General features: G+C 35.6%; 21 protein-coding genes. 11 read left to right on the top strand and 10 right to left on the bottom strand.

What is annotated here, in order from left to right; translation table 11 throughout:
* Positions 1 to 96 precede the first annotated feature (96 nt).
* Together ACM26V_RS06250 and ilvA are read right to left on the bottom strand one after the other, a co-directional pair.
* Complete coding sequence (locus tag ACM26V_RS06250) at positions 97 to 969, bottom strand: S1 RNA-binding domain-containing protein (RefSeq protein WP_416150570.1); 873 nt, start codon at positions 967 to 969, stop codon at positions 97 to 99.
* Positions 970 to 1181: 212 nt separating this feature from the next.
* On the bottom strand, positions 1182 to 2444 hold the full coding sequence (gene ilvA, locus ACM26V_RS06245; protein ID WP_416150569.1) for a threonine ammonia-lyase IlvA: 1263 nt from the start codon (positions 2442 to 2444) through the stop codon (positions 1182 to 1184).
* Positions 2445 to 2825: 381 nt separating this feature from the next.
* On the opposite strand from ilvA, the gene ACM26V_RS06240 reads away from it, so the two are divergent.
* Positions 2826 to 3884: an iron-containing alcohol dehydrogenase family protein gene (locus tag ACM26V_RS06240; protein WP_416150568.1), complete on the top strand. Its 1059-nt coding sequence runs from the start codon at positions 2826 to 2828 to the stop codon at positions 3882 to 3884.
* 22 nt (positions 3885 to 3906) lie between these two features.
* Here the strand turns inward: ACM26V_RS06240 and ACM26V_RS06235 are convergent, their stop codons facing one another.
* Genes ACM26V_RS06235 through ACM26V_RS06225 form a run of 3 tightly spaced genes read right to left on the bottom strand, consistent with a single transcriptional unit; the run spans position 3907 to position 6928 of the window.
* Positions 3907 to 4635: an exonuclease domain-containing protein gene (locus ACM26V_RS06235; RefSeq protein ID WP_416150567.1), complete on the bottom strand. Its 729-nt coding sequence runs from the start codon at positions 4633 to 4635 to the stop codon at positions 3907 to 3909.
* Positions 4632 to 5651, bottom strand: a complete 1020-nt coding sequence (locus ACM26V_RS06230) for a DUF294 nucleotidyltransferase-like domain-containing protein (RefSeq protein ID WP_416150566.1) — start codon at positions 5649 to 5651, stop codon at positions 4632 to 4634. The genes ACM26V_RS06235 and ACM26V_RS06230 overlap by 4 nt, the downstream gene beginning before the upstream one ends.
* Positions 5651 to 6928 carry an ammonium transporter gene (locus ACM26V_RS06225; protein ID WP_416150565.1) on the bottom strand — a complete coding sequence of 426 codons (1278 nt, stop codon included), beginning with the start codon at positions 6926 to 6928 and terminating at the stop codon, positions 5651 to 5653. The genes ACM26V_RS06230 and ACM26V_RS06225 overlap by 1 nt, the downstream gene beginning before the upstream one ends.
* An 809-nt stretch (positions 6929 to 7737) precedes the next feature.
* On the opposite strand from ACM26V_RS06225, the gene ACM26V_RS06220 reads away from it, so the two are divergent.
* A complete protein-coding gene (locus tag ACM26V_RS06220) occupies positions 7738 to 8808 on the top strand; it encodes an acyltransferase family protein (protein WP_416150564.1) in 1071 nt (356 codons plus the stop codon).
* 64 nt (positions 8809 to 8872) lie between these two features.
* On the opposite strand, the gene ACM26V_RS06215 is transcribed toward ACM26V_RS06220, so the two are convergent.
* Positions 8873 to 9862, bottom strand: coding sequence for a serine hydrolase domain-containing protein (locus tag ACM26V_RS06215; RefSeq protein ID WP_416150563.1), 990 nt, complete (start codon positions 9860 to 9862; stop codon positions 8873 to 8875).
* Positions 9863 to 10392: 530 nt separating this feature from the next.
* Here ACM26V_RS06215 and ACM26V_RS06210 point away from each other — a divergent pair.
* From ACM26V_RS06210 to ACM26V_RS06195, 4 genes are all read left to right on the top strand, one after another.
* Complete coding sequence (locus ACM26V_RS06210) at positions 10393 to 10668, top strand: ACT domain-containing protein (RefSeq protein WP_416150562.1); 276 nt, start codon at positions 10393 to 10395, stop codon at positions 10666 to 10668.
* Positions 10669 to 10683: 15 nt separating this feature from the next.
* Positions 10684 to 12045 carry a PFL family protein gene (locus ACM26V_RS06205; RefSeq protein WP_416150561.1) on the top strand — a complete coding sequence of 454 codons (1362 nt, stop codon included), beginning with the start codon at positions 10684 to 10686 and terminating at the stop codon, positions 12043 to 12045.
* 441 nt (positions 12046 to 12486) lie between these two features.
* Entirely contained in the window at positions 12487 to 13581 is a 1095-nt protein-coding gene (proB, locus tag ACM26V_RS06200) for a glutamate 5-kinase (protein WP_416150560.1), read from the top strand.
* A 24-nt stretch (positions 13582 to 13605) separates the two neighbouring features.
* Positions 13606 to 14853 (top strand): glutamate-5-semialdehyde dehydrogenase, encoded by a 1248-nt coding sequence (locus ACM26V_RS06195; RefSeq protein WP_416150559.1) that lies wholly within the window; start codon positions 13606 to 13608, stop codon positions 14851 to 14853.
* Between the two features lie 87 nt (positions 14854 to 14940).
* Here ACM26V_RS06195 and ACM26V_RS06190 read toward each other — a convergent pair whose 3' ends face one another.
* Positions 14941 to 15720 carry a hypothetical protein gene (locus tag ACM26V_RS06190; RefSeq protein ID WP_416150558.1) on the bottom strand — a complete coding sequence of 260 codons (780 nt, stop codon included), beginning with the start codon at positions 15718 to 15720 and terminating at the stop codon, positions 14941 to 14943.
* 184 nt (positions 15721 to 15904) lie between these two features.
* Between ACM26V_RS06190 and typA the strand changes: the two genes are divergently transcribed.
* The 5 genes from typA (at position 15905) to ACM26V_RS06165 (ending at position 21772) form a co-directional block, all read left to right on the top strand.
* Positions 15905 to 17752, top strand: a complete 1848-nt coding sequence (typA, locus tag ACM26V_RS06185; protein ID WP_416150557.1) for a translational GTPase TypA — start codon at positions 15905 to 15907, stop codon at positions 17750 to 17752.
* Positions 17753 to 18076: 324 nt separating this feature from the next.
* A complete protein-coding gene (gene ectA / locus ACM26V_RS06180) occupies positions 18077 to 18586 on the top strand; it encodes a diaminobutyrate acetyltransferase (protein ID WP_416150556.1) in 510 nt (169 codons plus the stop codon).
* A 61-nt stretch (positions 18587 to 18647) separates the two neighbouring features.
* Positions 18648 to 19943: a diaminobutyrate--2-oxoglutarate transaminase gene (gene ectB / locus ACM26V_RS06175; protein WP_416150555.1), complete on the top strand. Its 1296-nt coding sequence runs from the start codon at positions 18648 to 18650 to the stop codon at positions 19941 to 19943.
* Positions 19944 to 19975: 32 nt separating this feature from the next.
* On the top strand, positions 19976 to 20368 hold the full coding sequence (locus ACM26V_RS06170; RefSeq protein ID WP_416150554.1) for an ectoine synthase: 393 nt from the start codon (positions 19976 to 19978) through the stop codon (positions 20366 to 20368).
* Between the two features lie 348 nt (positions 20369 to 20716).
* Positions 20717 to 21772 carry an AbrB family transcriptional regulator gene (locus tag ACM26V_RS06165; protein WP_416150553.1) on the top strand — a complete coding sequence of 352 codons (1056 nt, stop codon included), beginning with the start codon at positions 20717 to 20719 and terminating at the stop codon, positions 21770 to 21772.
* Between the two features lie 228 nt (positions 21773 to 22000).
* Here the strand turns inward: ACM26V_RS06165 and ACM26V_RS06160 are convergent, their stop codons facing one another.
* The 3 genes from ACM26V_RS06160 to ACM26V_RS06150 form a co-directional block, all read right to left on the bottom strand.
* Complete coding sequence (locus tag ACM26V_RS06160; RefSeq protein WP_416150552.1) at positions 22001 to 22411, bottom strand: hypothetical protein; 411 nt, start codon at positions 22409 to 22411, stop codon at positions 22001 to 22003.
* Positions 22412 to 22542: 131 nt separating this feature from the next.
* Positions 22543 to 22818, bottom strand: a complete 276-nt coding sequence (locus ACM26V_RS06155) for a DinB family protein (protein WP_416150551.1) — start codon at positions 22816 to 22818, stop codon at positions 22543 to 22545.
* A gap of 618 nt (positions 22819 to 23436) precedes the next feature.
* Positions 23437 to 24006 (bottom strand): GNAT family N-acetyltransferase, encoded by a 570-nt coding sequence (locus ACM26V_RS06150; protein ID WP_416150550.1) that lies wholly within the window; start codon positions 24004 to 24006, stop codon positions 23437 to 23439.
* Positions 24007 to 24078 lie beyond the last annotated feature (72 nt).

Raw genomic sequence — 24078 nt, 5'->3', positions numbered from 1 at the left:
ATTTTCTGGAATCCTCAACATATGGGCATAGTAAATCATCGGTTCTAAGACAAAATAAAAGAGGAAATTTAGAAAATTTCCTCTCGTACTCAATAATTACTCTTTTTTGTCTACATCAATAATGTGCGTAGCTCCATTAGATTGGACAACTTTATTTTCTTTTAGAAGTTTCCCCATTGCTCGCTTAAATGCTGCTTTACTTAGGTGAAACCTTTCTCTTACCTCATCTGGTGTTGACTGATCTGTAAACGGGATTTTTCCGCCATTTTTTTCGATTTCATCTAGTAATTGCTGGGCATCTTGATCACGGCTTTCCAGGATCAATGGTTTTAGCGACATGTTTAGCGTACCATCGTCTTTTACAGCAATGACGCGCCCTTTTACTAACTGCCCTAATCTCGGTTCTTGTTTTCGTTCGCTCTCATGAATGAAACCACGATAGCCTTCTTCAGTAATTAAGAATGATCCAATTTTTGATGCTCGATATATATGACCGCTTTTCGTTTCATTTAGCATATCTTTAGGGGCTTGATCACGTTCTTGATCTATAATTTCTTCTGTAACCGGCTTTGCTATCAATTTGCCACGACGATCGTGATCTAATGTAACAAACAGGTGATCTCCACGCTTTGGCCAAACTTCTGGAAGAAGAGGGAGATCATCCGCTGAGACAAGGATATCTTTTGGCAAACCTATATGTACGAATACACCTAGTTTTTCAACAACATCGACGACTTGAACCCAATCATAAGTTTCCAAAGTTACTTCCGGTAGTTTCATCGAAGCGACGATTTTACCTTTTTTGTCTTCATACAAAAAAGCATCCACTTCTTGGCCGTTTATTAATTCCTCTGTTGCTTCATTTTTATGAAGAAGCACTTCGTGTTTGTCTAGTTTAAGAACGTATCCTGTATCAATGACTCTTTCCACGATAAAATTTTCAATCATACCTGGTGTTAATTTTTCCATAATTACATGCCTACTTTCTTTTCAATAGTATATTCATCATTATATCTGATTGTCCCGTTCGATAAAATCTTTACATTAGAAAAAGTTGACTTGTCGCCAAGTTCTTCATGTCGAAGCCTTAGTTTATCTTATATTTTAATCTTTTAGCGAAGTTAAACATTCTTTAAGTACTAAAAAAACTGAGGAAATATAACTTCCCTCAGCTTATATAATCAAATTAATAGATTAAATAGATCTTGGTCTTTATTGATTTCAACATACGTAAAACCGTTATTTTCCATCCTTTTGATAAGAGGATAATAATCTTCTTTTTGTTTTAGCTCAATCCCTACTAATACAGGTCCTTTATCTCGGTTGTTCTTTTTTGTATATTCGAAACGTGTTATATCGTCTGTTTCGCCAAGTACTTCAGACATAAATTCTCTTAATGCACCTGCTCGTTGCGGAAAATTAACAATAAAATAATGCTTAATTCCATCGTAAATAAGTGATCTCTCTTTGATTTCTTGCATACGTTCAATATCGTTATTGCCACCACTTATAATACATACGACATTCTTTCCTTTAATTTCATCACGGTAACTATCTAAGGCTGACACTGAAAGCGCTCCTGCTGGCTCGGCAACAATCGCATTTTCATTGTATAGATTTAACATAGTTGAACAAACTTTCCCTTCAGGAATGACAGCAATGTCGTCAATGACTTCTTTAGCTATGTTATATGTTAATTGGCCAACAGTTTTAACTGCTGCTCCATCAACGAATTTATCAATCTTATCTAATGTAACTACTTTGCCTTTTTTTAATGATTCTTTCATTCCAGGTGCTCCAGCAGGCTCGACTCCAATCACTTTCGTGTGTGGACTAATATTTTTGAAGTAAGTACCGACTCCCGAAATAAGCCCCCCACCGCCAATGCTCATAAAAATATGTGAAACAGATTGGTCCATCGATTCTAATATTTCCATTCCAACAGTTCCTTGCCCTGCAATTGTCCGATGGTCGTCGAAAGGGTGAATAAACGTCATCGAATTATCTTCGCAATATCCCTTTGCTTCATTGAAGGAATCGTCAAAGGTGTCCCCCGTTAATACGACTTCAACAAAAGGTTCCCCGAAAAACTCTACACGGGAAACTTTTTGACGAGGGGTTGTGCTAGGCATAAAAACCCTTCCTCGAACTCCCAACGCTTTACATGAATAGGCGAATCCTTGAGCATGGTTTCCTGCACTTGCACAGACGACACCATTTTGAAGTTCTTCCTCTGACAATCCTTGCATTAAATGATATGCTCCACGAAGTTTAAACGAACGAACAACTTGAAGGTCTTCTCTCTTTAAATATACATTTGCTCCGTACTTTTCAGAAAGGATTGCATCCTTTTGCAAAGGTGTGTTTACAACTATGTCTTTCAACACTTGATGAGCAATTAAAATATCTCTAACCTGAACGGTTTTTGTTTCCGTGTTTTCCATCTGTATAATCCTTCCTTACTTCAGAATAATAGAACTAATCTTAACACAAATCGATTAAAGAAAAAACAATCGGTTATTGAAAAAGTTTAGCGACTTTAAGAATTGTATAACATTTTTTCGCTCTATAAGTAGGAGTATTACTAGGATTCCCCTTGCTTTTTTTGATATTATGGAAATTGTGGAACGCACGTTTGGAGGTGCAATATTCATTTAGAACTATAGAAGAATCAAAGTTTGTGTAAAAAAGATATAAATGTCCCTTATTTTCGTGAAATGTGCGAAAATGCTAAGAGGAGAACATCCATAACAAACCGTACTTCTATAAGACGTCTGTGAGATTATAGCATATTGAAATTGTATCATATTAAAAGGTGGTGGCATATGGCTAATCAAGGTATGAGTGTTCAAATTCCTGATATTTTAGAAATTGACAACGGTGCATTAGATCGCTTAGAGAACATATTAATAAAACATAACTTTCAAAAAGTAGTGATGTTATTTGACTCCTTTTCTTCAGAGCATTATCAAAATCAAATCGTATTAAACCTGACACGGCCAACGGTGGATTGTTTGACGTTAGATGGATCGACTGATATTAATCAGCTCATTGATATTACATTTCAAATGGACCGCTACGATGCTGTAATAGCCATGGGAGGAGGATCAATTATTGACTTTGGTAAATACATTGCTTTCTCTAGAAGAAGCCCTTTTATAAGCATCCCTACTTCCCCATCCAACGATGGATTTGCTAGTAGTAATTGTTCTCTTTACGTAAATGGTAAGAAAACGACTGTTCCAGCTAAAATTCCATTTGGTATTATTGCAGATTTATCAATTATTCAAACTGCTCCACCTAAGTTTATTTTCGCTGGAATTGGTGACCTTATGTCGAATATCACTGCTCTTCATGACTGGTCATTTGAGGAGAACCACCAGCGTAGCCAAGTCAATGCCTTTGCAGCGATGCTAAGTAAAAAAGCGGTGAATAGCTTTATTCGAACACCAATGGATGATTTACGTGATCCGATATTTTTAAAGGAATTAATGAGTTCATTGACAATGGGTGGAATATCGACAGCGATAAGTGGTAACAGTGCTCCTATTAGTGGATCGGAACATATGATCTCTCATGCGCTTGATAAAACGGCTATAAACCCACAGATGCACGGCGTTCAAGTTGGCGTATGTACGTATTTGATGTCTCTTGTACATGAACATCGAGTTGATAGAATGGTTAAAGTCTTTACTAGAACAGGGTTTATTGAATTGGTAAAGAAAACTCCTTTTAATAAAAATGAATTTATTCATGCTATTGAAATCGCTCCTTCAATCAAACCTGATCGATATACTTATCTGCATGAAAAAGTGTATCGTGATAAGGCTTTTTCACTCCTTGAAACAGACAAGATTCTAAAAGAAATGATAAAAAACCCGTGACCTAATAATGAGGGCACGGATTTTATCTTAAGCTAGCTAAGTGAGCATAAACATCTTTTAAACAAGTGAAACCTAGCTCTTCAATTTTATCGACACATTGACACCACATTTCAGCCGTCATTGTTGCATCATGTAGGGCATGATGCCGATTAGTTGTATCAATTTCATAGTAATCACAACACTCTTCAAGAGTAATCAAGTGACTCATAGGTTCAATCAACTTCGTTAAAAAAGAAGTATCTAATATCCGGTAATCAAACCTCGTTTTGAATACGGACCAAGATGCGTGTTGCATGAATTGTTTCTCATGACTCGCGTGATGTGCTACAAGTGTATGCTGATTGATATATTTGAAAAAATCCATGAGCACTTCCTCGACAGGAGGAGCATCTATTAATTCTTTAGAAGTGATTCCTGTAATATCACGAACAGTTTCAGAAAGAGGTTCTGTCGTATTTATAAGTGAGTAGAACGGCTCCTCTTCAGAAATTTTATTACCATTCACTTTTGTGGCACCGATGGAAAGAATACGATCACCTTTTTGCGGATAAAAGCCAGTCGTTTCAATATCAAAAACCACAACAGTTAAATCGGAAAATGGAATGTGAAGATGATCTTGTTGCTTCATAGATTTTTGCAGTCTACGAAGATAAGCAATCTTAGCGGGATCCCTCTCACTCATTTGACCTGCGTAGTTATTTGAACTGACCATTCCTGATAGTTGTTTAAACCATTGACCCATCGGATTCATGTGATATCCTCTTTCCTATCTGATTGTCTAATGTTTTGCGTCACTTTTTTCATCAGTGAATCCCCTTCTTTTATCCAACTTTTCATTTCTTGCTTTTCAGTTTTTGTAAGGTTGGTTAATTGAATGAAATGAATAGATTCATAAGATTTAGAGATATCTGTCTTTAAAAGGCGGAATTCTAGTGCTTTATGAAAGGTAGTTTGATATTTTTTATAATCTTGATCTAAAGGTACGATATATTTAAATCTATCTACTGTAGGTGAAGCTGACATGTTTTTTTGATACGCTAATAGCCTCATCGCATTGGCAAACGGAAACAATACGGTCTCTTTAAAATCTAACATCCCTTTATGCTTACCTTTTTGAATTGGTAATAACTGACCGAACCATCCGATTCCTTTTTTAGAATTTTGCACGTTATCAACCATTCTATTTAAAAGGTGAGGTTTATTAGAGATAGTATCGAATATCATTTGTTTTTGACTTTCCATTAGTGACTGGGTTCCAATAAGAACACGAGAATCAAAAAATATTGAGGTATTTCGTAAACTTTCCCAAGTCTCTTCTTCTAACCACTCTGTTAGCTGTTGTTGCCATGAATCACTTGAGAGGCACCATAATGGATTGTTTGCCATAACTTTGCCTTCACATTCCTCATAACCACATACGCTTAACCCTTTTACGATTTCTGCCCCAAGTGATAAAAAATAATCATCGTGCGTTGCGTTTCCTTCATAAATAATGCCGTGATCTTGGTCGCTCCAGATAGATTGTTCAAATCGGCCTGCGCTTCCCATAACGATAAAAGCGAAACGAGCAGGAACAATTCCCTGCTCAGTTTCTAGCTTTTTAATTGATAACATAACGACTTTTGACATTAATTCGTCATGAAATGTATTAAGCAATTGATGATTTTTTATCGCTTCATTTATTTTTTCTTCTCTCCACGTTCTTAATTGTTCATAGGACGTTATATCTCTATCAATCTGAATGTGAGAGCCTACAAAAGATTCCATTAAGCACCTGTTTGTTTACTTTTGTCGTCTGCTTTAATGTTTTCAGGATATCCGTAACTTCCGTGTTCACTTAAATCAAGACCAACAATTTCTTCTTCTTCTGTTACGCGGATACCACCAGGTATAACTTTATCCATAATCTTCAAGATGATGAAGGCCATAACAAAGGCGAATATACCAGAAGCAGTTACACCAAGTGCTTGAACTCCTAACTGTCCAAGCCCGCCGCCGTAGAAAAGTCCTGGCGAACCACCGTTCATTTCTGCTAATTCTACTGTAGCGAAGAAACCAGTTGATAATGTACCCCAAACACCAGCAACACCATGAACAGATAATGCAAAGATTGGATCATCAATTTTCGCTTTATCAAAGAAAATCATACTGAAGTGAACAATGAGTCCTGCAATGATACCAATAATTACTGCGGCCCATGGAGCAACAAATGCAGTTGAGGCTGTAATTGCAACTAAACCAGCTAATGCCCCATTTAACATAGTAGGGATATCTGCTTTTCCAGTCATTAAAGATACAATAAACATTGCTGCGACAGCACCTGCAGCTGCAGCGAGGTGTGTAGTAATTGCAACATAACCAAAGAAAGCACCTTCAGCTCCTAATGTACTACCACCATTGAAACCGAACCAACCAACCCATAAGATTAAAACACCTAAAGCTGTGTAAACTTGGTTGTGACCAGCTAAATCATTTGAAGAACCATCTTTATTATACTTACCAATTCGAGGCTTCAAAATAATCGTAGCAGCTAATGCAGCCATAGCCCCAGTTAAGTGAACAACGGTTGAACCTGCAAAGTCTTGTTTACCAAGCTCTGACAACCAACCTCCACCCCAAATCCAGTGAGCAACAATTGGATATATAAGTGCTGAAAACAGAACTGCGAAGATAATGTAAGCTGAAAGTTTTGCTCTTTCTGCAAATCCGCCAAAAGCAATTGTTAATGCAATAGCAGCAAATGCTAATTGGAAAATAAAATCAACAGATCCAGCCAAGCCGTCAACCTGAGATTCGAAATCTCCGTAAAAGAAATCTGACAATCCAATGAAGGCATTTCCTTCTCCGTAAATAAATCCGTACCCTACTGCCCAAAATACTATGGAAGCAATACCAACAGTGAAAATAGTTTTTCCGGCAACGTGACCGGCATTTTTCATTCTCGTTGAACCTGCTTCAAGGAGAATGAAGCCACCTTGCATTAATAATACCAATGTAAAACAAATAATAATCCAAACGTTGTTAAGTAAAAAGATCTCATCCATTACTAATCACTCTCCTCAATAATTTGTGTCAGTTTATTTGCCAACTGATCATAAACCTCAGTATACAGACTGAAAATTTAGAAACAACGAATTTGTAAGAAAATCTAACACAATAAATGATGTAACCGTTTTCTAGTTTCTCAGTCGATAAATGCTATAACATATTGATGCCATTGGTTAAGTATTGTACTAGTAAAATAGATTGGAACAATTTTAATATTGAAATAAAAGATAATTAGCATGACATTTTTGTTTAACAGTACCAAAAATAACTTAATTGTTAATAAACACGATACTTTCTTTTGATTTTGCTATGTAAGTCCAATGGTTCACTACATATGCAATACTTAACAACAGCCAACCTACTTTAAATGGAAAACCTTACAATAGAGTTAACTTCTTAATCCATTTGCAAACTATCAATATGATTTTTAAATAATACGTGCTTTAAATCTAATGTTGCTATTGAAAAACTTTCTCGCTTGCCTTAGGAGTAACTTTTCATCATAGTCTAGTTTTCTCCCTTATCTAAACTAGAGTAAAGTCATTTACATACTTTTACAAAGTTTATTGACCTTTAATACGTCGATGAATACCATTTGTCGTGATAAAATGTATGATTGAGTTCATTTACGGAATTTTAAGTGAAATAATGGTATGAGTTTGCTAATCAAAAACTCTTGTGTTTATTTGTTTATATAGCAAGGGTCAAACTCACTCCTTCTACGTTAAATCAGTGAATATAGGACAAGCGAAAATCTAAGTGACTGATGCTTCGATTTATACATATTAAGAACTGGTGGGGTTAAATGATGAAAAACCAAGGTATGATTAAAGAAATATTTGTTTTGAGGAGTATAGGTTGTTTAAGTATTGTACTTCTTCATAGCATATTTATTGCACTAAGCACATTACCGATCCGTGAGATGGGTGAGCTTGCAGCAATTATTTTTGATTCTGTACAAATGATTTTGTATTATGGTACACCGATGTTTATTTTTATATCTGAGTTTCTTATAGCTTACTCTTATCGTGGTCGGAAACTTCCAGAGAACTTTCTAACTAAAAGAATCCGATTTATATTAATCCCCTATTTTGTAATGGCTTTATTTTACTCGATACCATTTATCACAGATGGCATTGATACATGGTCGATTAAACTTCTTTTGAATGTATTTGTTGGAGATTATCATGGCTATTTTATTTTAATCATTTTTCAATTTTACTTATTTCATTATTATTTTCATCGTTACTTAAAGTTACTTTCGCCAAAGTTAGTACTGACAAGTGCATTGGTTATCAACGCTTCTTATCTAATCTTTTTTAACTTTACTTCCCCTCCTGATGTAATTCCTTATTCTACGTATATTTGGGAAAGATTTTATTGGATTCCTTTATTCGGGTGGATATTCTACTTTGCATTAGGCTATTATGCGGGGTTATACTATGAATCTTTTATTCGTTCGTTAGAAAAATTTCGATATCTAATTATTATAGGTCCATTATTAACAAGTATCCTATTACTATATTTGTATCACTCTGGTATATTACAAGTTCATAGTTCCAAAAGAACGGATATCCTTCTTCATACAACAATGTTTAGTTTATTTTTATTTTATGTAACAACGAAAATAAGTAGCCCACCAAGGTTGCTTGTGTTTATTAGTCAATATTCATTTGGTATTTATTTGTTACACTACTTTTATATTTTCTTGGCTGATTTTATTTTCCGTTTGTACCCAATTGATATTGGTGTTACCTACATCATGCTTCTATTTGTTTTCAGTACACTTAGTTCTATTTTAACAATTTTTTTGTTGAACAAATGGAAATACGGTTATTTAGTTATTGGTAAAATAGGTGCTCCGTACAAATTATAAAGAGGTTGTCCCAAAGTGTTAGCTTTGGGACAACCTCTTTTGACGTGTAATTATTATACTGCTATCACTCAGAGCGCTTTGCATCTAGTATTAACTGCAAAAGTTGCAATCTCTGTAATTGGTTCACACTGCTTCTAGTGATACCGAATGTCATCCTGTTTGAGTCTACTCGATTGACGAAGACAAGATCTAACTCTGGAATAATGTCGATTGATTGCCCGTAACGACCGACTGAAGAATACATGCGCAAATCACTAAATGGAGCTTCTGTTGTAACCCACCATAAATAACCATAATCAAATAAGTTATTAGAAGGAACTTCTACGTGATCCGTTGTACTATCTTTTATCCATTGTTTTGGAACAATTTGTTCTCCTTCCCATTCTCCTTCTTGTAAATAAAGTTGTCCAAATCGAGCAAAATCCCGAGCAGACATACGAAATAAATAAGATGGATGTTGAGAGCGGCGGTTTTCAAATTTATAATGTGTATGACTAAGCTGAAATTGTTCCATCCCTAAAGGCTCTGCAATTTTTGATTGGAAATCCTCAAACAAATCACGTTCTGTTTGATTATTGTAAATACTCCCCAAAACGTTAAAATCCCAATTATTATAATAATAAAAATCTCCAGGTAAATGAGCCCCCCGGTTAGGCCTTGCTCTCCTCATCCCCCATGACTCTTCGCCGGCAGCCAAGTATACACCAGATGTAGATGTAAGCAGATGGAAAAGTTGAGCTTGCCTTTCCAAGGCATTTAAAGGCGGATGATCATCTATCTCAAAATCTTCTAATGTATTATCTAGACTAAATGTTCCATTTTCTATCTCGATGCCGATAAGTGCACTCAAAAAACTTTTTCTAATCGAATGAGCATTTGTACTTTTCGTTACGTCTCCCCATTCAAACAAAATTTTCCCTTCATATATAACCAAAGCTGCTGTTGAATTAATTGAGTTATAATATCTTCTAGCTTGTTCAAGAGCTTCAGGATTCCATCCCGCTTCATCTGCACTTTCATGAAATTCCCACGTTGTCGATATATCTGAATCCATTGAATAATACACGTAAATAAACAACCCCACTAATATAATGATAATCAGCATTAAAAACCGGATAATTATATTAAACAAAACGACCATCCTTTGACTATACCTTCATGTAGAAACATAATACCATGTTATAATCTGGACATCCATTATAATATCTGTTTTTCATATTGTGACTTATTTCACGAAACGATTGACTGAAATCACAAAAACTGATAGTATCACCCTATTCACAATCTCAGGCAAAAGGACAGAAGGTGACAACATTTCTATAGATGTTGTTATTTCATTGACCCATAGAGATTGGAGACGCTCCGATCTTTTTTTATACTTTAAAAATGTTTAACTTCGCTAAATGATCAAAGTACAATATAATCTAAGGCTTTCTCCATGAAGGTCTTAGAGACAAGCCAAGTTTTTCTAATGATTTATAGCGCAATATTCTGCTCCACTTAAGTTTCACGTTTCTACAAATTATCAAAAAGAAGAAACATATTAGGAAGATGAAAAACTATTTTATACACGGGGTGACGGAAATGAAACAAAAAAGAGCTGTAGTTAGTGTCGTAGGGAAAGATCAAGTCGGTATTATTGCTAAAGTGACAACTGTCCTATCAGAAAATCATATGAATGTGTTGGATATTAGTCAAACGATCCTCCAAGACTTTTTTACGATGATGATGCTAATAGATGTTTCTGAAGCAAAAGATCTTGACAAATTACATCAAGACTTTGATGACGTAAGCAAAGAACTCGGGTTAAAAATTGACATTCAACTTGAAGATATCTTTCAAACGATGCATCGAATTTAAAGGAGAGAAATAATAATGAACATTGCTTTTACTGAAATACAAGAAACAATTCGAATGGTTCAAATGGAAAGTCTAGATATTAGAACTGTAACAATGGGGATTAGTTTGAAAGATTGCGTCGATCCTGATTTCAAGAAAATGAATGAACGGGTCTATTCAAAAATTACTGATTATGCTGGGGAACTTCGAAAGGTTTCGGAACAAGTGGAGAAAGAATATGGGATACCAATCATAAACAAAAGAATCTCAATTACTCCTGCAGCTGAACTTTTAGGCCATGCAACGAAAGAAGAAGCGATTGAACTTGCGAAAACACTAGACCGTGCAGCGAAATATTTAGGTGTTGATTTTATCGGTGGATTTTCTGCACTCGTACATAAAGGAATTACAAAAGGTGACCAAATATTGTTAGATGCTCTCCCTGAAGCATTAAGTGGCACGGAAAGAGTCTGTGCTTCGGTTTCTGTTGCTACAACGAGAACTGGAATCAACATGGATGCTGTGAAACTTATGGGAGAGATTGTGAAAGAAGCGTCTGAGAGAACAAAGGATTCTAATGGGATCGCCTGTGCGAAGCTTGTCGTATTCTGTAATCCAGTTGAAGATAATCCGTTTATGGCTGGTGCGTTTCACGGAACTGGTGAAGGTGAAGCGGTTATAAACGTAGGTGTTAGCGGGCCTGGAGTAGTATTAAATGCGTTGAAACGACATCAACATGCAGATCTCGGTGAAATATCAGAAGTAATTAAACGAACGGTTTTTAAAATAACTCGCGCAGGTGAAATGATTGGTCGCGTTGTTGCGGAGCGGCTTAATATACCTTTTGGAATTATGGATCTTTCGTTAGCACCAACAAATGCACTAAATGACAGTGTAGCTGAAATTTTAGAGGAAATCGGTCTTGAACGTGTAGGGACTCATGGAACAATTGCAGCTTTGGCGCTTATGAATGATGCTGTAAAAAAAGGAGGGGCTATGGCAAGTTCATATGTCGGTGGATTGAGTGGGGCATTTATCCCTGTTAGTGAAGATAACGGGATGATCCGAGGAATTGAGGATAACTCCTTGAGTTTGTCAAAACTTGAAGCGATGACCTGTGTGTGCTCTGTTGGATTAGATATGATTGCTCTTACTGGCGAAGTCTCCCCTGCCACATTATCAGGTTTAATTGCAGATGAAATGGCAATTGGGATGATTAACAAGAAAACAACTGCGGTTCGAGTCATTCCAGTGCCAGGTAAGCAAGAAGGCGAGATGGTTGAATTTGGCGGATTACTTGGGAGAGCGCCAGTTATGGGCGTCAATCCATTTAGTTCAGAAAAACTCATTCAGCGTGGTGGTAGAATTCCTGCCCCATTACAATCTTTAATAAATTAAATGCTCAATTATTTCAGGAACGTCGCCGCCATAGTAAGATAATTGGTTAAGTTTTTCTTGACATAAGATTTGTAGTGTCAGATAATTATTAAAAGTTAACTCATTTTTTCTTTGTATATATTATCTGCTTCCATTTGAGAATAGTAAGTAATCCTGTGCCAGTAGAGATTGGAATTCATCGGCTGAAAAATTCCATTGGTAACAATTATTGAACCTGCTCATTGATATTAGAAGCACGTATCTCTCGTTAAGAGAATTAAGTGGGCACATTTACCTGTGTCAACAAAGGTGGTACCGCGGAGCCAATGCTTTCGTCCTTTCATTAATGAAGGATGGGGGCTTTTTTTATACTTTAAGAATGTTATCACGCCATGAAGGACATGGCGACAAGCAAAGTTTTTCTAATGTTAATAAATGCTGTTAAGTAAGGAGAGGGAAAATGTGTCAAAAAAAAGAGTCGTTGTTAAAATTGGCAGCAGTTCATTAACGGAAAAGGACGGTCAATTGTCTGTTGCGAAATTAAGAAAATTTGTAGAAGCAATTGCTTCCTTCAAAACCAATGGCCATGAAGTAATTCTTATTTCCTCTGGAGCAGTAGCAGCCGGATTCAGATCAATAGGTTATCCCACTCGCCCAGTGACGGTCTCTGGAAAACAAGCTGCAGCTGCTGTCGGGCAAAGTTTACTGATGCAAGGTTATGCAGAAGCATTTCACGAAAAAGGGCTAATTACTGCACAACTATTGTTAACTAGACAAGATTTTCTGCAAGAAGTTCAGTATGAGAATGCTTCGAATACATTAAAGGAACTTCTTAAACGTCATGTCATTCCGATCATTAATGAAAATGATTCAACTGTCATTGAAGAATTAACTTTCGGAGACAACGATATGCTTTCTGCTTTAGTCAGCGGGTTTTTACATGCGGACCACTTATTCATCCTAACAGATATTGATGGAATTTATGACAGCAACCCAGTAACAAACCCGCAAGCTCGTAAGTTTCCTTTTTTGTCAGAAATTACGGATGACCTTTTCGAAAAAGCGCAAGGTTCCTCTTCTAAAGTTGGAACAGGAGGCATGTTATCAAAACTCCATGCCGCAAAAACAGCACTTTCTATGGGCGTTGATGTTTTTATTGGTAAAGGCGATGATTCGAACATGTTATTTGACATCTTGGATGGTCATGGGAATGGCACGTATCTCTCCCCCTCCGAACATAGAATCATGAAAAATAAAAAACAGTGGATTGCTTACCATTCTTCTTCAAAAGGACAAATGACTTTAGATAAAGGAGCAGAAACCGCTGTATTGAAACAAGGAAAAAGCATCTTACCTGTTGGCATAACTTCTTTAAATGGAGATTTTATGAAAAATGATGTTGTAGAAGTGTTAAATGAAAGAGGTCAAATAATTGGTAAAGGTAAAGTGAATTATCATGCGAGTCAATTAGAGATGATGCTTCACAACGCTGATAAATTAGCTAAAAGTAAACCTGCTGAAGCAATTCATCGTGACTATTGGATATCAATGCAATAAAAGATGCGAATGGAGGAGATCGAGATGAGTAACGAAGTCATTGAGAAAGCTACGATTGCAAAAGAACAGACGACAACCATGGCACAGCTAACGTCAGATCAAAAGAATCAGGCATTACTAAGTATTGCTGACATGCTTTCTGAAAAAGCAGAAGAACTAGTAACTGAAAACAAGAAAGATTTACAAATGGCTGAGAAAAAAGGTACTTCAAAGGCATTAATGGATCGACTAACGCTCACACATGATCGAATTGAAGATATGGTGGGCGCTATTCGATTGCTAGCCAAATTAGACGATCCAATCGGGAAAATTCAATGGCAAACTACCCGTCCAAATGAATTAGAGATCAAGAAAATCACTGTTCCACTCGGCGTAATTGGAATTATTTATGAAGCAAGGCCAAATGTGACTGTAGATGCTGTTAGTCTCTCACTAAAAACTGGGAATGCAATTTTATTACGTGGAAGCACCTCTACTATTCACTCAAACAAAGCAATTGTTTCCGTTATTAAATCGGCATTAGACACTACGGCAATACCTAGTGAAACAGTCCAATTAATAGAAGAACCAGATCGTGAGAAGGTAAAGGATTTGTATCACCGCAAGGATTTGATTGATGTTTTAATTCCTAGAGGCGGTAAGAAGTTAATTGATACTGTTGTGGAGAACTCTCGTGTCCCTGTACTGGAAACAGGTGCTGGAAATTGTCATATTTATGTGGATGAGTCAGCTAAAAAGCAGATGGCATTGTCGATTATTGTAAATGCAAAAACGCAACGTCCGTCTGTGTGTAATGCTTGTGAGACGATTCTTGTTCATGAAAAATGGGCGGACAATCATTTAGCAGAACTAACAGATGAATTAGAGAAATATCAGGTTACTCTTAAAGGAGATGCAAATTCCGTGAATCGTGATAAACGGATTGAAGCGGCAGTTGATTCCGATTGGCATGCGGAATTTCTAGACCTGACACTTGCAGTGAAGATAGTTTCGTCTGTAGAAGAAGCAATTGAACACATAAAATTATATGGAACAAATCACTCTGAATCAATCTTGTCTGAAAACCCTGCAAATACTGAACTTTTCTTAAATAGTATCGATTCGTCAACGGTATATCACAATGCATCTACTCGATTCACAGATGGATTTGAATTTGGCTTTGGTGCGGAGATTGGAATCAGTACACAGAAATTACACGCACGAGGACCAATGGGACTCGAGGCGCTAACAACAACAAAATACCTTGTCCATGGCAATGGGCAAATTAAATAGTTTTTGATAAATACAATTAAAAAGTCATGGTGGATTCTCCCCCGCCATGACTTTTTAATTGTAATATGATAATGGTCAAAATTCATCTCATTCCAATGTTTTCATTGAAGAATAATTGAGTTTCATTGGATATACTTTTTCGACTTCATTAAATAGTTCTTCGACAAAATATGTCATTCCCTTATCATTCCCAACTAACCGTAATAAAGGTGTAAATGGACGCACAGAAGAAACTTCAACAACTTCACATTCACTCCCATCCTTCATTAATAGATTCGCTTCGACGGGAAATGGTACAAAATATGATTGCCAATAAACAGAGATATCATTTGTATGTTCATCAATCCAATCTAAACACCAATGATAAAATGAAAGTGGCTCAAAATGTTGACTCCAGAATACCTCATTAAGCCAAAAAGCAATTTTTTCACAAGATGATACAAGATTGCTTTTCAGAGAATCATCTTGATTTTCTAATTCCTCTGTTGCTAGTTCGATAAATTTGTAATTGATTTTTTTAATGTAGTCATATGAAGCCTGAATTTCCCAGTCCGACTCTAATAAAGATTTAGGTAAATAATAATTCTTCTTCATATCAGTTAAATCGACGCCACATTCTTCTACAAATGTAATCTTACGTAGAAATCCATTGATATTCAAAAGTAGAGGAGATATGTCAACTTGATTATTATTATTCTCTAAATTGTACTTCAAAAATGCTTGTTTACTTAAAGTTAAGTCTTTTAAATGCTCGTTTGTTAGAACTGTTCCTCTATTATACAGTAGATTGTTGAATTGGTCGTACAAATCATTTTCCAACTGCATCCCTGGATACAATTTATTAATAGATATAACCGATTCATTCATTATATTTCCCCATTTCTTTTGATATTACCTGTGAACTGTTCTTACAGTATAAAAGATTTTCTTCTGACGTACACTATATGCGCGTAAATTAAAAATATAAACAGAAAAATTAGGAAATTTGATTGTATTTATGTTATAATACTAAAGTTGAACTACTTTACACAAGAACAGGAGCGTTTTATTAATGAGTAAACGAACAGATATACGCAACATTGCAATTATTGCCCACGTAGACCATGGGAAAACAACTCTCGTGGATGAACTATTGAAACAATCTGGAACATACCGTGAAAATGAACAAGTAAGTGAACGTGCGATGGATAACAATGACATTGAGAAAGAGCGCGGAATTACAATTCTGGCTAAAAACACAGCTGTTAATTATGAAGGAACACGCATTAATATCATGGATACGCCTGGTCACGCTGACTTTGGTGGCGAAGTAGAACGAATTTTAAAGATGGTAGATGGTGTTCTTTTAGTTGTTGATGCTTTTGAAGGATGTATGCCGCAAACAAGATTTGTTCTTAAGAAAGCTTTAGAACAAAAACTAACGCCTGTCGTTGTTGTTAATAAAATTGACCGTCCGATGGCTCGTCCAGAGGAAGTTATTGATGAAGTTCTCGATTTATTTATTGAACTTGGCGCAGAGGAAGATCAATTGAACTTCCCTGTCATTTATACATCTGCTATTAATGGAACTGCAAGTCTAGAACCTGAACCTGAAAAACAAAAACATAACATGAATATTGTTTTTGATACGGTGATGGAAACTGTTGCAGCACCAATCGACAATTCAGATGAACCATTTCAGTTCCAAGTAACGATGCTTGACTACAATGAATATTTAGGTCGAATAGGCGTAGGGCGTGTATTTAGAGGAACGCTCAAAGTTGGGGATCAAGCTGCACTTATCCAGCGTGATGGAACGGTAAAAAAATTCCGTGTATCAAAGCTATTTGGTTATCTTGGTCTCAAACGTTTGGAAATAGAAGAAGCAAAAGCTGGAGACTTGATTGCTATTGCAGGTGTTGATGACATCATGGTTGGTGAAACGATCTGCCCTGTTGACCATCAAGATCCGATGGAACTTGTTCGTATTGATGAACCTACATTGCAAATGACATTTGTTGTGAACAACAGCCCCTTTGCCGGTCGTGAAGGTGATCATGTTACAAGTAGAAAAATTCAAGCACGCTTAATGACTCAAGTAGAAACTGACGTTAGTTTACGTGTTGAAAATACAAATTCACCGGATGTTTGGACCGTTTCTGGTCGTGGTGAATTACACCTTTCCATTCTAATTGAAAATTTACGTCGTGAAGGATTTGAAATCCAAGTTTCCAAACCAGTAGTTATTATTCGTGAAATTGATGGACAAAGCTGCGAACCATTTGAGAGTTGCCAAGTCGATGTTCCTGAAGAATATACAGGAGCTGTCATGGAATCTTTAGGTGAGAGAAAAGGTGAAATGAAGAACATGATCAATAAAGGCGATGGTCAGGTTCGAATGGATTTCTTAGTACCTTCTCGTGGTCTAATTGGTTATACAACAGAATTCATGGCGCAAACGAAAGGCTATGGTATTTTGAACCACACATTTGATAGCTATCAGCCTGTTGCAAAAGGGTATGTAGGCGGTAGAAGACAAGGTGTACTCGTATCCATGGAAAGTGGTAAAACAACTCCTTACGGTATGTTGCAAGTTGAAGACCGTGGGACACTTTTCGTAGAAGCTGGTACTGATATTTACGAAGGTATGATTGTTGGTGAGCATACGCGTGATAACGACATCACTGTCAACATCACAAAAATGAAAGCTCAAACAAATATTCGTTCTGCTAATAAAGATTTCACTGTTACAATGAAAAAACCAAGATTATTAACGTTAGAAGAAGCTCTTGAGTTCTTAAATGACGATGAATATTGTGAAGTTACGCCGACTTCGATTCGTTTACGCAAAAAGATTCTTGATAAAAGTACACGTGAACGAGATGAAAAACGAAGTAAATTGTCAGCAAAATCCAATTAATTGGTTTAATTACCGCTATAAAAAGGATCTCAATCGTGAGATCCTTTTTTATTTTTTCCTTTCATAGCAATGCTTTAGCCGATTTCAATTCTCAAATATCGTGTAATACATACTATAGTAGAGAAATAAGTAACTTCAATGCTCTAAGCACTACTTATCTATACACATCCACATATATCCGTATTCATCAAGATTAACCATGTTTGATTATTTCACAATAAGCCCCTATGATTAATAATGTTCATCCTTACGAACAACTTAAGATAAAAGCGAAGATTGTTCAACAATTTGATTAATAAAACAACTAAAGGTGGGAATAACACTATGAGTAAAAACACAACGGCAATATTGGATACATTTTCGTTAGAGCAACCAACCAAAGAAGACGGACAAGGAATGTGGGCGCTCGCCAAAAAATCATCTCTTGATCTTAATTCAGCGTATAAGTACATTATGATGTCTGAATATTTTTCTGAAACTTGTGTTGTTGCAAAAGAACGAGGTGAAGTCGTTGGTTTTGTCACAGGATTTATTCAACCAGAACATCCAGATGTCATCTTTGTATGGCAGGTTGGCGTAGATTCTTCTCAACGAGGAAAAGGTATTGCATCTAAAATGTTAAATGAAATTATTTCAAGAGACGTATGTAAAAATGTGCGCTACTTGGAGGCTACAATTACAAAAGATAATGAAGCGTCTCAGTCATTGTTCAAAAGATTAGCTCGTGAACATAATACTTCTTGTGAAGTTGATGACTGCTTCCCTGCTGAAGTTTTCCCAGAAGAAGGAACAAAAGCAGAATATACGTATCGTGTTGGACCTTTATCAAAGTAAGCATATTTTAAAATTTGAAATTGAAAATAATTAACACAAAAGACGGAGGGAACATTAAATAATGACTAAAAATGGATTAGAAATAATTGAAGAACTTGAATCGTGTGTAAGAAGCTATGTAAGAACTTTTCCTACTGTCTTTACAAAAGCAAGAGGATACAAAATGTGGGATGAGCAAGGAAAAGAGTATGTTGACTTCTTCTCAGGTGCAGGTGCTCTTAACTATGGACATAACGAGCCAAATATGAAGAAAAAACTTATTGAGTATATTTTAGATGATGGGATTACTCATTCATTAGATATGGCATCTAAAGCTAAAGTAGATTTCTTAGAAAAGTTCAACAATGTGATCTTAAAACCAAGAGATCTTGATTACCGAATTATGTTCCCAGGACCAACAGGAACAAATACTGTAGAGAGTGCACTTAAATTGGCTAGAAAAGTAACAGGTAGAACCGATATTATTAGTTTTACAAATGGATTTCATGGTATGACGATTGGTGCTCTATCTGTAACAGGTAATTCCATGAAGCGAAAGGGTGCTGGAATTCCTCTTCAAAACACGGTTACGATGCCTTATGACAACTTTGTTAGTGAAGATCTCGACACTTTGGAGTATCTCGAAAGATTCTTAGATGATAATGGTAGTGGTGTTTCAATTCCAGCTGCAATTATTCTTGAGACAGTCCAAGGTGAAGGTGGTATAAACGCTGCGAGATTTGAATGGATTAAAAAAGTTGATGATATATGTAAGCGTTGGGGCATTTTATTAATTATTGATGATGTTCAAGCTGGCGTAGGTCGTACAGGTACATTCTTCTCTTTCGAACCTGCTGGCATTAAGCCTGATATTATCTGCCTTTCCAAGTCTATTGGTGGATATGGTTTACCATTAGCGATAACGTTGATTAAACCTGAATTTGATCAATTCAAACCAGGTGAGCATAACGGTACGTTCCGAGGAAATAATCATGCTTTTGTCACAGCAACTGAAGCTCTTAATTATTGGGAAGACCCTGCTTTTGAGAAAAGCATTCTAGCGAAGTCAGATCTCATCACGAATTTTCTAGAAAAAATGATAAATGATTACCCAGAAATGAAAGGTCATTTAAAAGGTAGAGGTTTCATGCAAGGAATCTCTTCTGACGTTGAAGGTTTCAGTGAGAAAGTTGCCGCAGAATCATTTCAACGTGGTTTAATTATGGAAACTGCCGGTGGTCATGATGAAGTATTTAAACTCTTCCCTGCAATTAACATTGAAGAAGAAGGTTTAGAGCGAGGGTTTTCAATAATTGAAGCAAGTATTAAAGAAACCATCAAAAAAATGAATCTAAAAAAAGAGACAGTAGCAAACTAACTAGGGATTACATCTAAGGAGGCAGATTATACATGAAAGTAGTTAAACTAGAAGATATTATTGGTTCAGATCAAGAAGTGAAAGGTGAAAACTGGACTAGTCGCCGTTTGATCTTAAAAAAAGACAATATGGGCTACTCTGTTCATGATACGATTATCAAAGCAGGTACGGAAACTCACATTTGGTATAAGAACCATTTAGAAGCTGTTTATTGTATCGAAGGTGCAGGCGAAGTAGAAACACTTTCTGATAATAAAATTCATAAAATTTCTGCTAACGAGCTCTATGCATTAGATGAAAATGATGAGCATCTTCTTCGCGCTTATGATAAAGACATGAGGATGGTTTGTGTGTTTAACCCTCCTATTACAGGAAATGAAACACATAATGAAGAAGGCGTTTATGAGTTAGTTGATGACGAATAAATGAATAATATTAAGCTGGTTGCTTTGATGCAACCAGCTTTTTGTGTACTTTAAGAATATTCAATTTCGCTAAAGGATTAAAAAAGTATAAGATAAACTAAGGCTTTCTTCATGAAGGCCTTGGCGACAAGCAAAGTTTTTCTAATGTGTTATATTGACTATTGTAATTAGGTTTTTGAAACGTTGCGGATTATTAGATTATTAATTGACCCTTGTGGTTTTAAGGTTATTCTAATAATTATTCAGCAATCCCCCCCTCCCCTTTATAACTAACCGTAAAAAGATCATTAGCCGGAGAAAAACTGTAATATGTTAAAATAGTAACAGACTAATTTGGAGATGAAGCAAATGAAAGAATATAAACCATATATAGACACAATCTTCTTAGCAGTTTTTGGTGGCATCCTCTTTAATCAATTTAATCTCCCCCTCCCTTGGATGCTCGGACCACTAACGGCAGTTATGCTTTGGAGTGGATTCACAGATAGAGTACTTGTTTGGCCAAACTACTTAAAAAACGCAGGCCTAATTATTTTAGGTATGTCATTCGGATTAAATTTCACGCTCGAAACGATTCAAATAATCGGTCCTTATATTATTCCTTATGTGTTGCTAACTTTTTTATTAATTATTGTGAGCATTATAAATAGCTTAATCGCATCAAAATTTATTAATGTGGATCAAGTAACAAGTGTGTTTGGTTCGATTCCTGGTGGTTTAACTGAAATGGTGATTGCAAGTGAGTCATTAAAAGCAAATGCGGCTTATGTGATGGTTTTTCAAACACTCCGCCTCATTGTTGTTTTGTTTACCGTCCCTTTCATTATTCTTTATGCGTTTTCGACTGGATCAGTTCCTAGTCCGACAATAGATGTTGAACCTGATGCAATTTTTATGTCTTTAAATGTTTTTTGGTTAATCATTCCTATCGTTCTTGCTGTTCGATTTCAACATCTCTTACCAGCTGGAATTATGATTATCCCATTAGTTGTTATTGCGACAATGAATGTTAGTCCAATTGCTATTCCATCGATTCCTAATGGTTTATTTCTTGCTGCTCAGCTTTGTGTAGGGACTTCTCTTGGTAAAAGTATCTCGCTTAAAGATGTGAAGTTAGCTGGAAAGTACAGTGTTGTATATGCAGGATTGGCATTGTTGTTGATCTTTATTTCATTTGGATTCGGCTATCTTCTCTATACATATACATCGATGGATCTCTCTACTGCACTTTTAAGCACTGCACCTGGAGGATTGGTGGAAATGGTCTTAACAGCTTCAATGGTTGATGCAGATCCAGCAATTGTTACGTCACTTCAATTGACGAGAATTATCATTATTGTTGTCTTTGTTCCAGCTGGATTGAAATGGTATTTCACTAGAAATAAAAAGAAACAAGCAGCTTGACTAATTTATACAATATCAAAAAAAATAGCTTTAGAGATGTGTTCTAACTGGTTTAGTTTTCGCTGACAATCTTCAAAGAAACAATGAAATTAACTCCTAAATTGACATATAAAATAGCGATCATTTTAACAATGTAAAAAGCACCTAATTCAGGTGCTTTTTTCAAATTAAATTTTTCTTCTTAATAACGCTACCCCGTTAATAAAAAACTCTAATTTTATATTTACTTTACTTATTTTGTCGTTTTTTAAAGCGTACTAAAATAATAATGACAATTCCTATTAGAATAAAAATTGGTAGGATTTTTGTGAATATATCCATCCAATGAAAAGGTGCCTGATGGACATATACAGCTTTTTGCCATTCGTTGTCTCCTACTTCAACAGATATTGCATTTTCAGTTGATATATTATTTATTTCAAAATACTTCGTACCTTTAGGGTAAGCATTTGAAGCATTTCCGTAGTAATCTCCAGTCATATCATTGGGTTTTGTTTTTACTTCTCCTATTTCCTTTCCAATTTCACTTTCTAATACTTTTTCTTCTTTAACTTCATAAACATTCCCATTCCAAACAACAAAAGAATAAGCCCAACTTAGTGCTTGAACAGGTGTGGTAACTGTAAATATGAATAACATAAAAAACAATATAATTCTTTTCAGATGTTCCTCCCCCTTTGAACTTTTTATAGTAATTAATATTTCTTGTTAAACTAAACTGCTTCCGTTTGTTTAAGTATTCCCTTTCACAAACTTTCATTTTTTAAGGATTACATATGCCAATCCTGAGTCCACTGTTTAGGTAATTCAAAGCCTGCCTGTTTAAGTGCAACATAGTATTGTCCTTGATGAATACCCTCGTGTTGTATTACTGTACCTAATAATTCCATTATAGATAGGTACTCCGTTTCCATTTTTATAGAATCAAATTTTGTTTGTTTAAATTCAAAAACTAATTCTTCCATACTTCGTTCTAATTCATCAATCAAACTATGTTCATCTGATGCCAATACACCAGGAAATTGAATATTTCCACAGTTCTTCATATTCGTCAGCACTTTCAGCTATTTCAACAACCTTATCTCCTAAATTATGATCATCTGAGGTGGTTTGTTCGTCGTGTATTACCTTTCCACCTTCAAAATCAATTTGACTATTACACCCAATTAATAGAACTATGATTAACAACATCGTTTATCACATAACCACTCCTTTATTAATTAGACGTAAATCAATTCGGTTCGTTACAAAATTCACTCTTTAACTCTTAGCTTCGTTAGTTAAAATGGCATCTCCTTATAGAAGAATTCTCTCTTTTAGTTTAAGTGAAAATAATCACAAAATCAGTATTCTTTATATTATAATTTTAACATATAATGACAAAAACCTGTTTTTTTCTTTATTCTACAAGTAAAAAAAACCAACACAAATAGAATCCATTCTGACGTGATTATTAGCGGTGTTATCAGAGTTATGACAATATTTATTGTATGCAGTGATTTCGTATGTTAATTAAGCCGAAAATTGACTGTTAAATAACGTTATTTATTGATTTAATAACAAAAAAAAGACGACTAAAAGCCTTGCGATTTAGTCGTCTAATTAGATTACTATTTTCAATTTTGTCTCCGGAACCCGACAGTTAACTGTGTTTCTCTAACTTTTTATTTTGATGACTCTAGCTGGTTTTGCCTCTTCCTCCACTCTTCAACCAACATTCCATAAACAACGTGGTCAACGTAATGATCGTATAACCATTCTGCTTGTCTAATCTCTCCTTCTTGTACAAACCCCAGTCTTTCAGGGACGCTTCTACTTTTTTTGTTTTCTACTGCAGCTCTTATCTCAACTTTATTTAAGTTAAGTTCCTTAAATGCATAGATAGTCAAGGCATTTGCAACTCTTGTTACAATTCCCTTCCCTTGCGATTCTTCTCTTAGCCAGTAGCCTATATATGCAGTTTTATTAGACCAGTTAATGTCATTGAAGCCTGCTACCCCAACAATTTCTCCTTCGTGTAAAATTACTGTGTTTAAACTATTATTATCAGCAAAACCTTGTAAACATTCTTTTATAAAATCATTTGTATCCCCTAGTTTCGAGATGCCATCCAGCCATGGAAGCCATCTTCTTAAATATTCTCTTGATTTGTTTGTTAAGTTGAATATCTTCTCTCCATCTTTCAACTCTATTAATTTTAATGATAACGTTTCATCAATTCTGTGGACAAACATTATAACTCCTCCTCGAAAAAGATTATTAATATCTTATGATATCTGTTAAATCAATAATTTAGCTAAGCTGAC

The organism is Salipaludibacillus sp. HK11 (assembly GCF_047795645.1).
Classification (GTDB): domain Bacteria; phylum Bacillota; class Bacilli; order Bacillales; family Salisediminibacteriaceae; genus Salipaludibacillus.
Note: the sequence above shows the minus strand (reverse complement) of the source record. Positions and strands in the feature narration are given on the sequence as shown.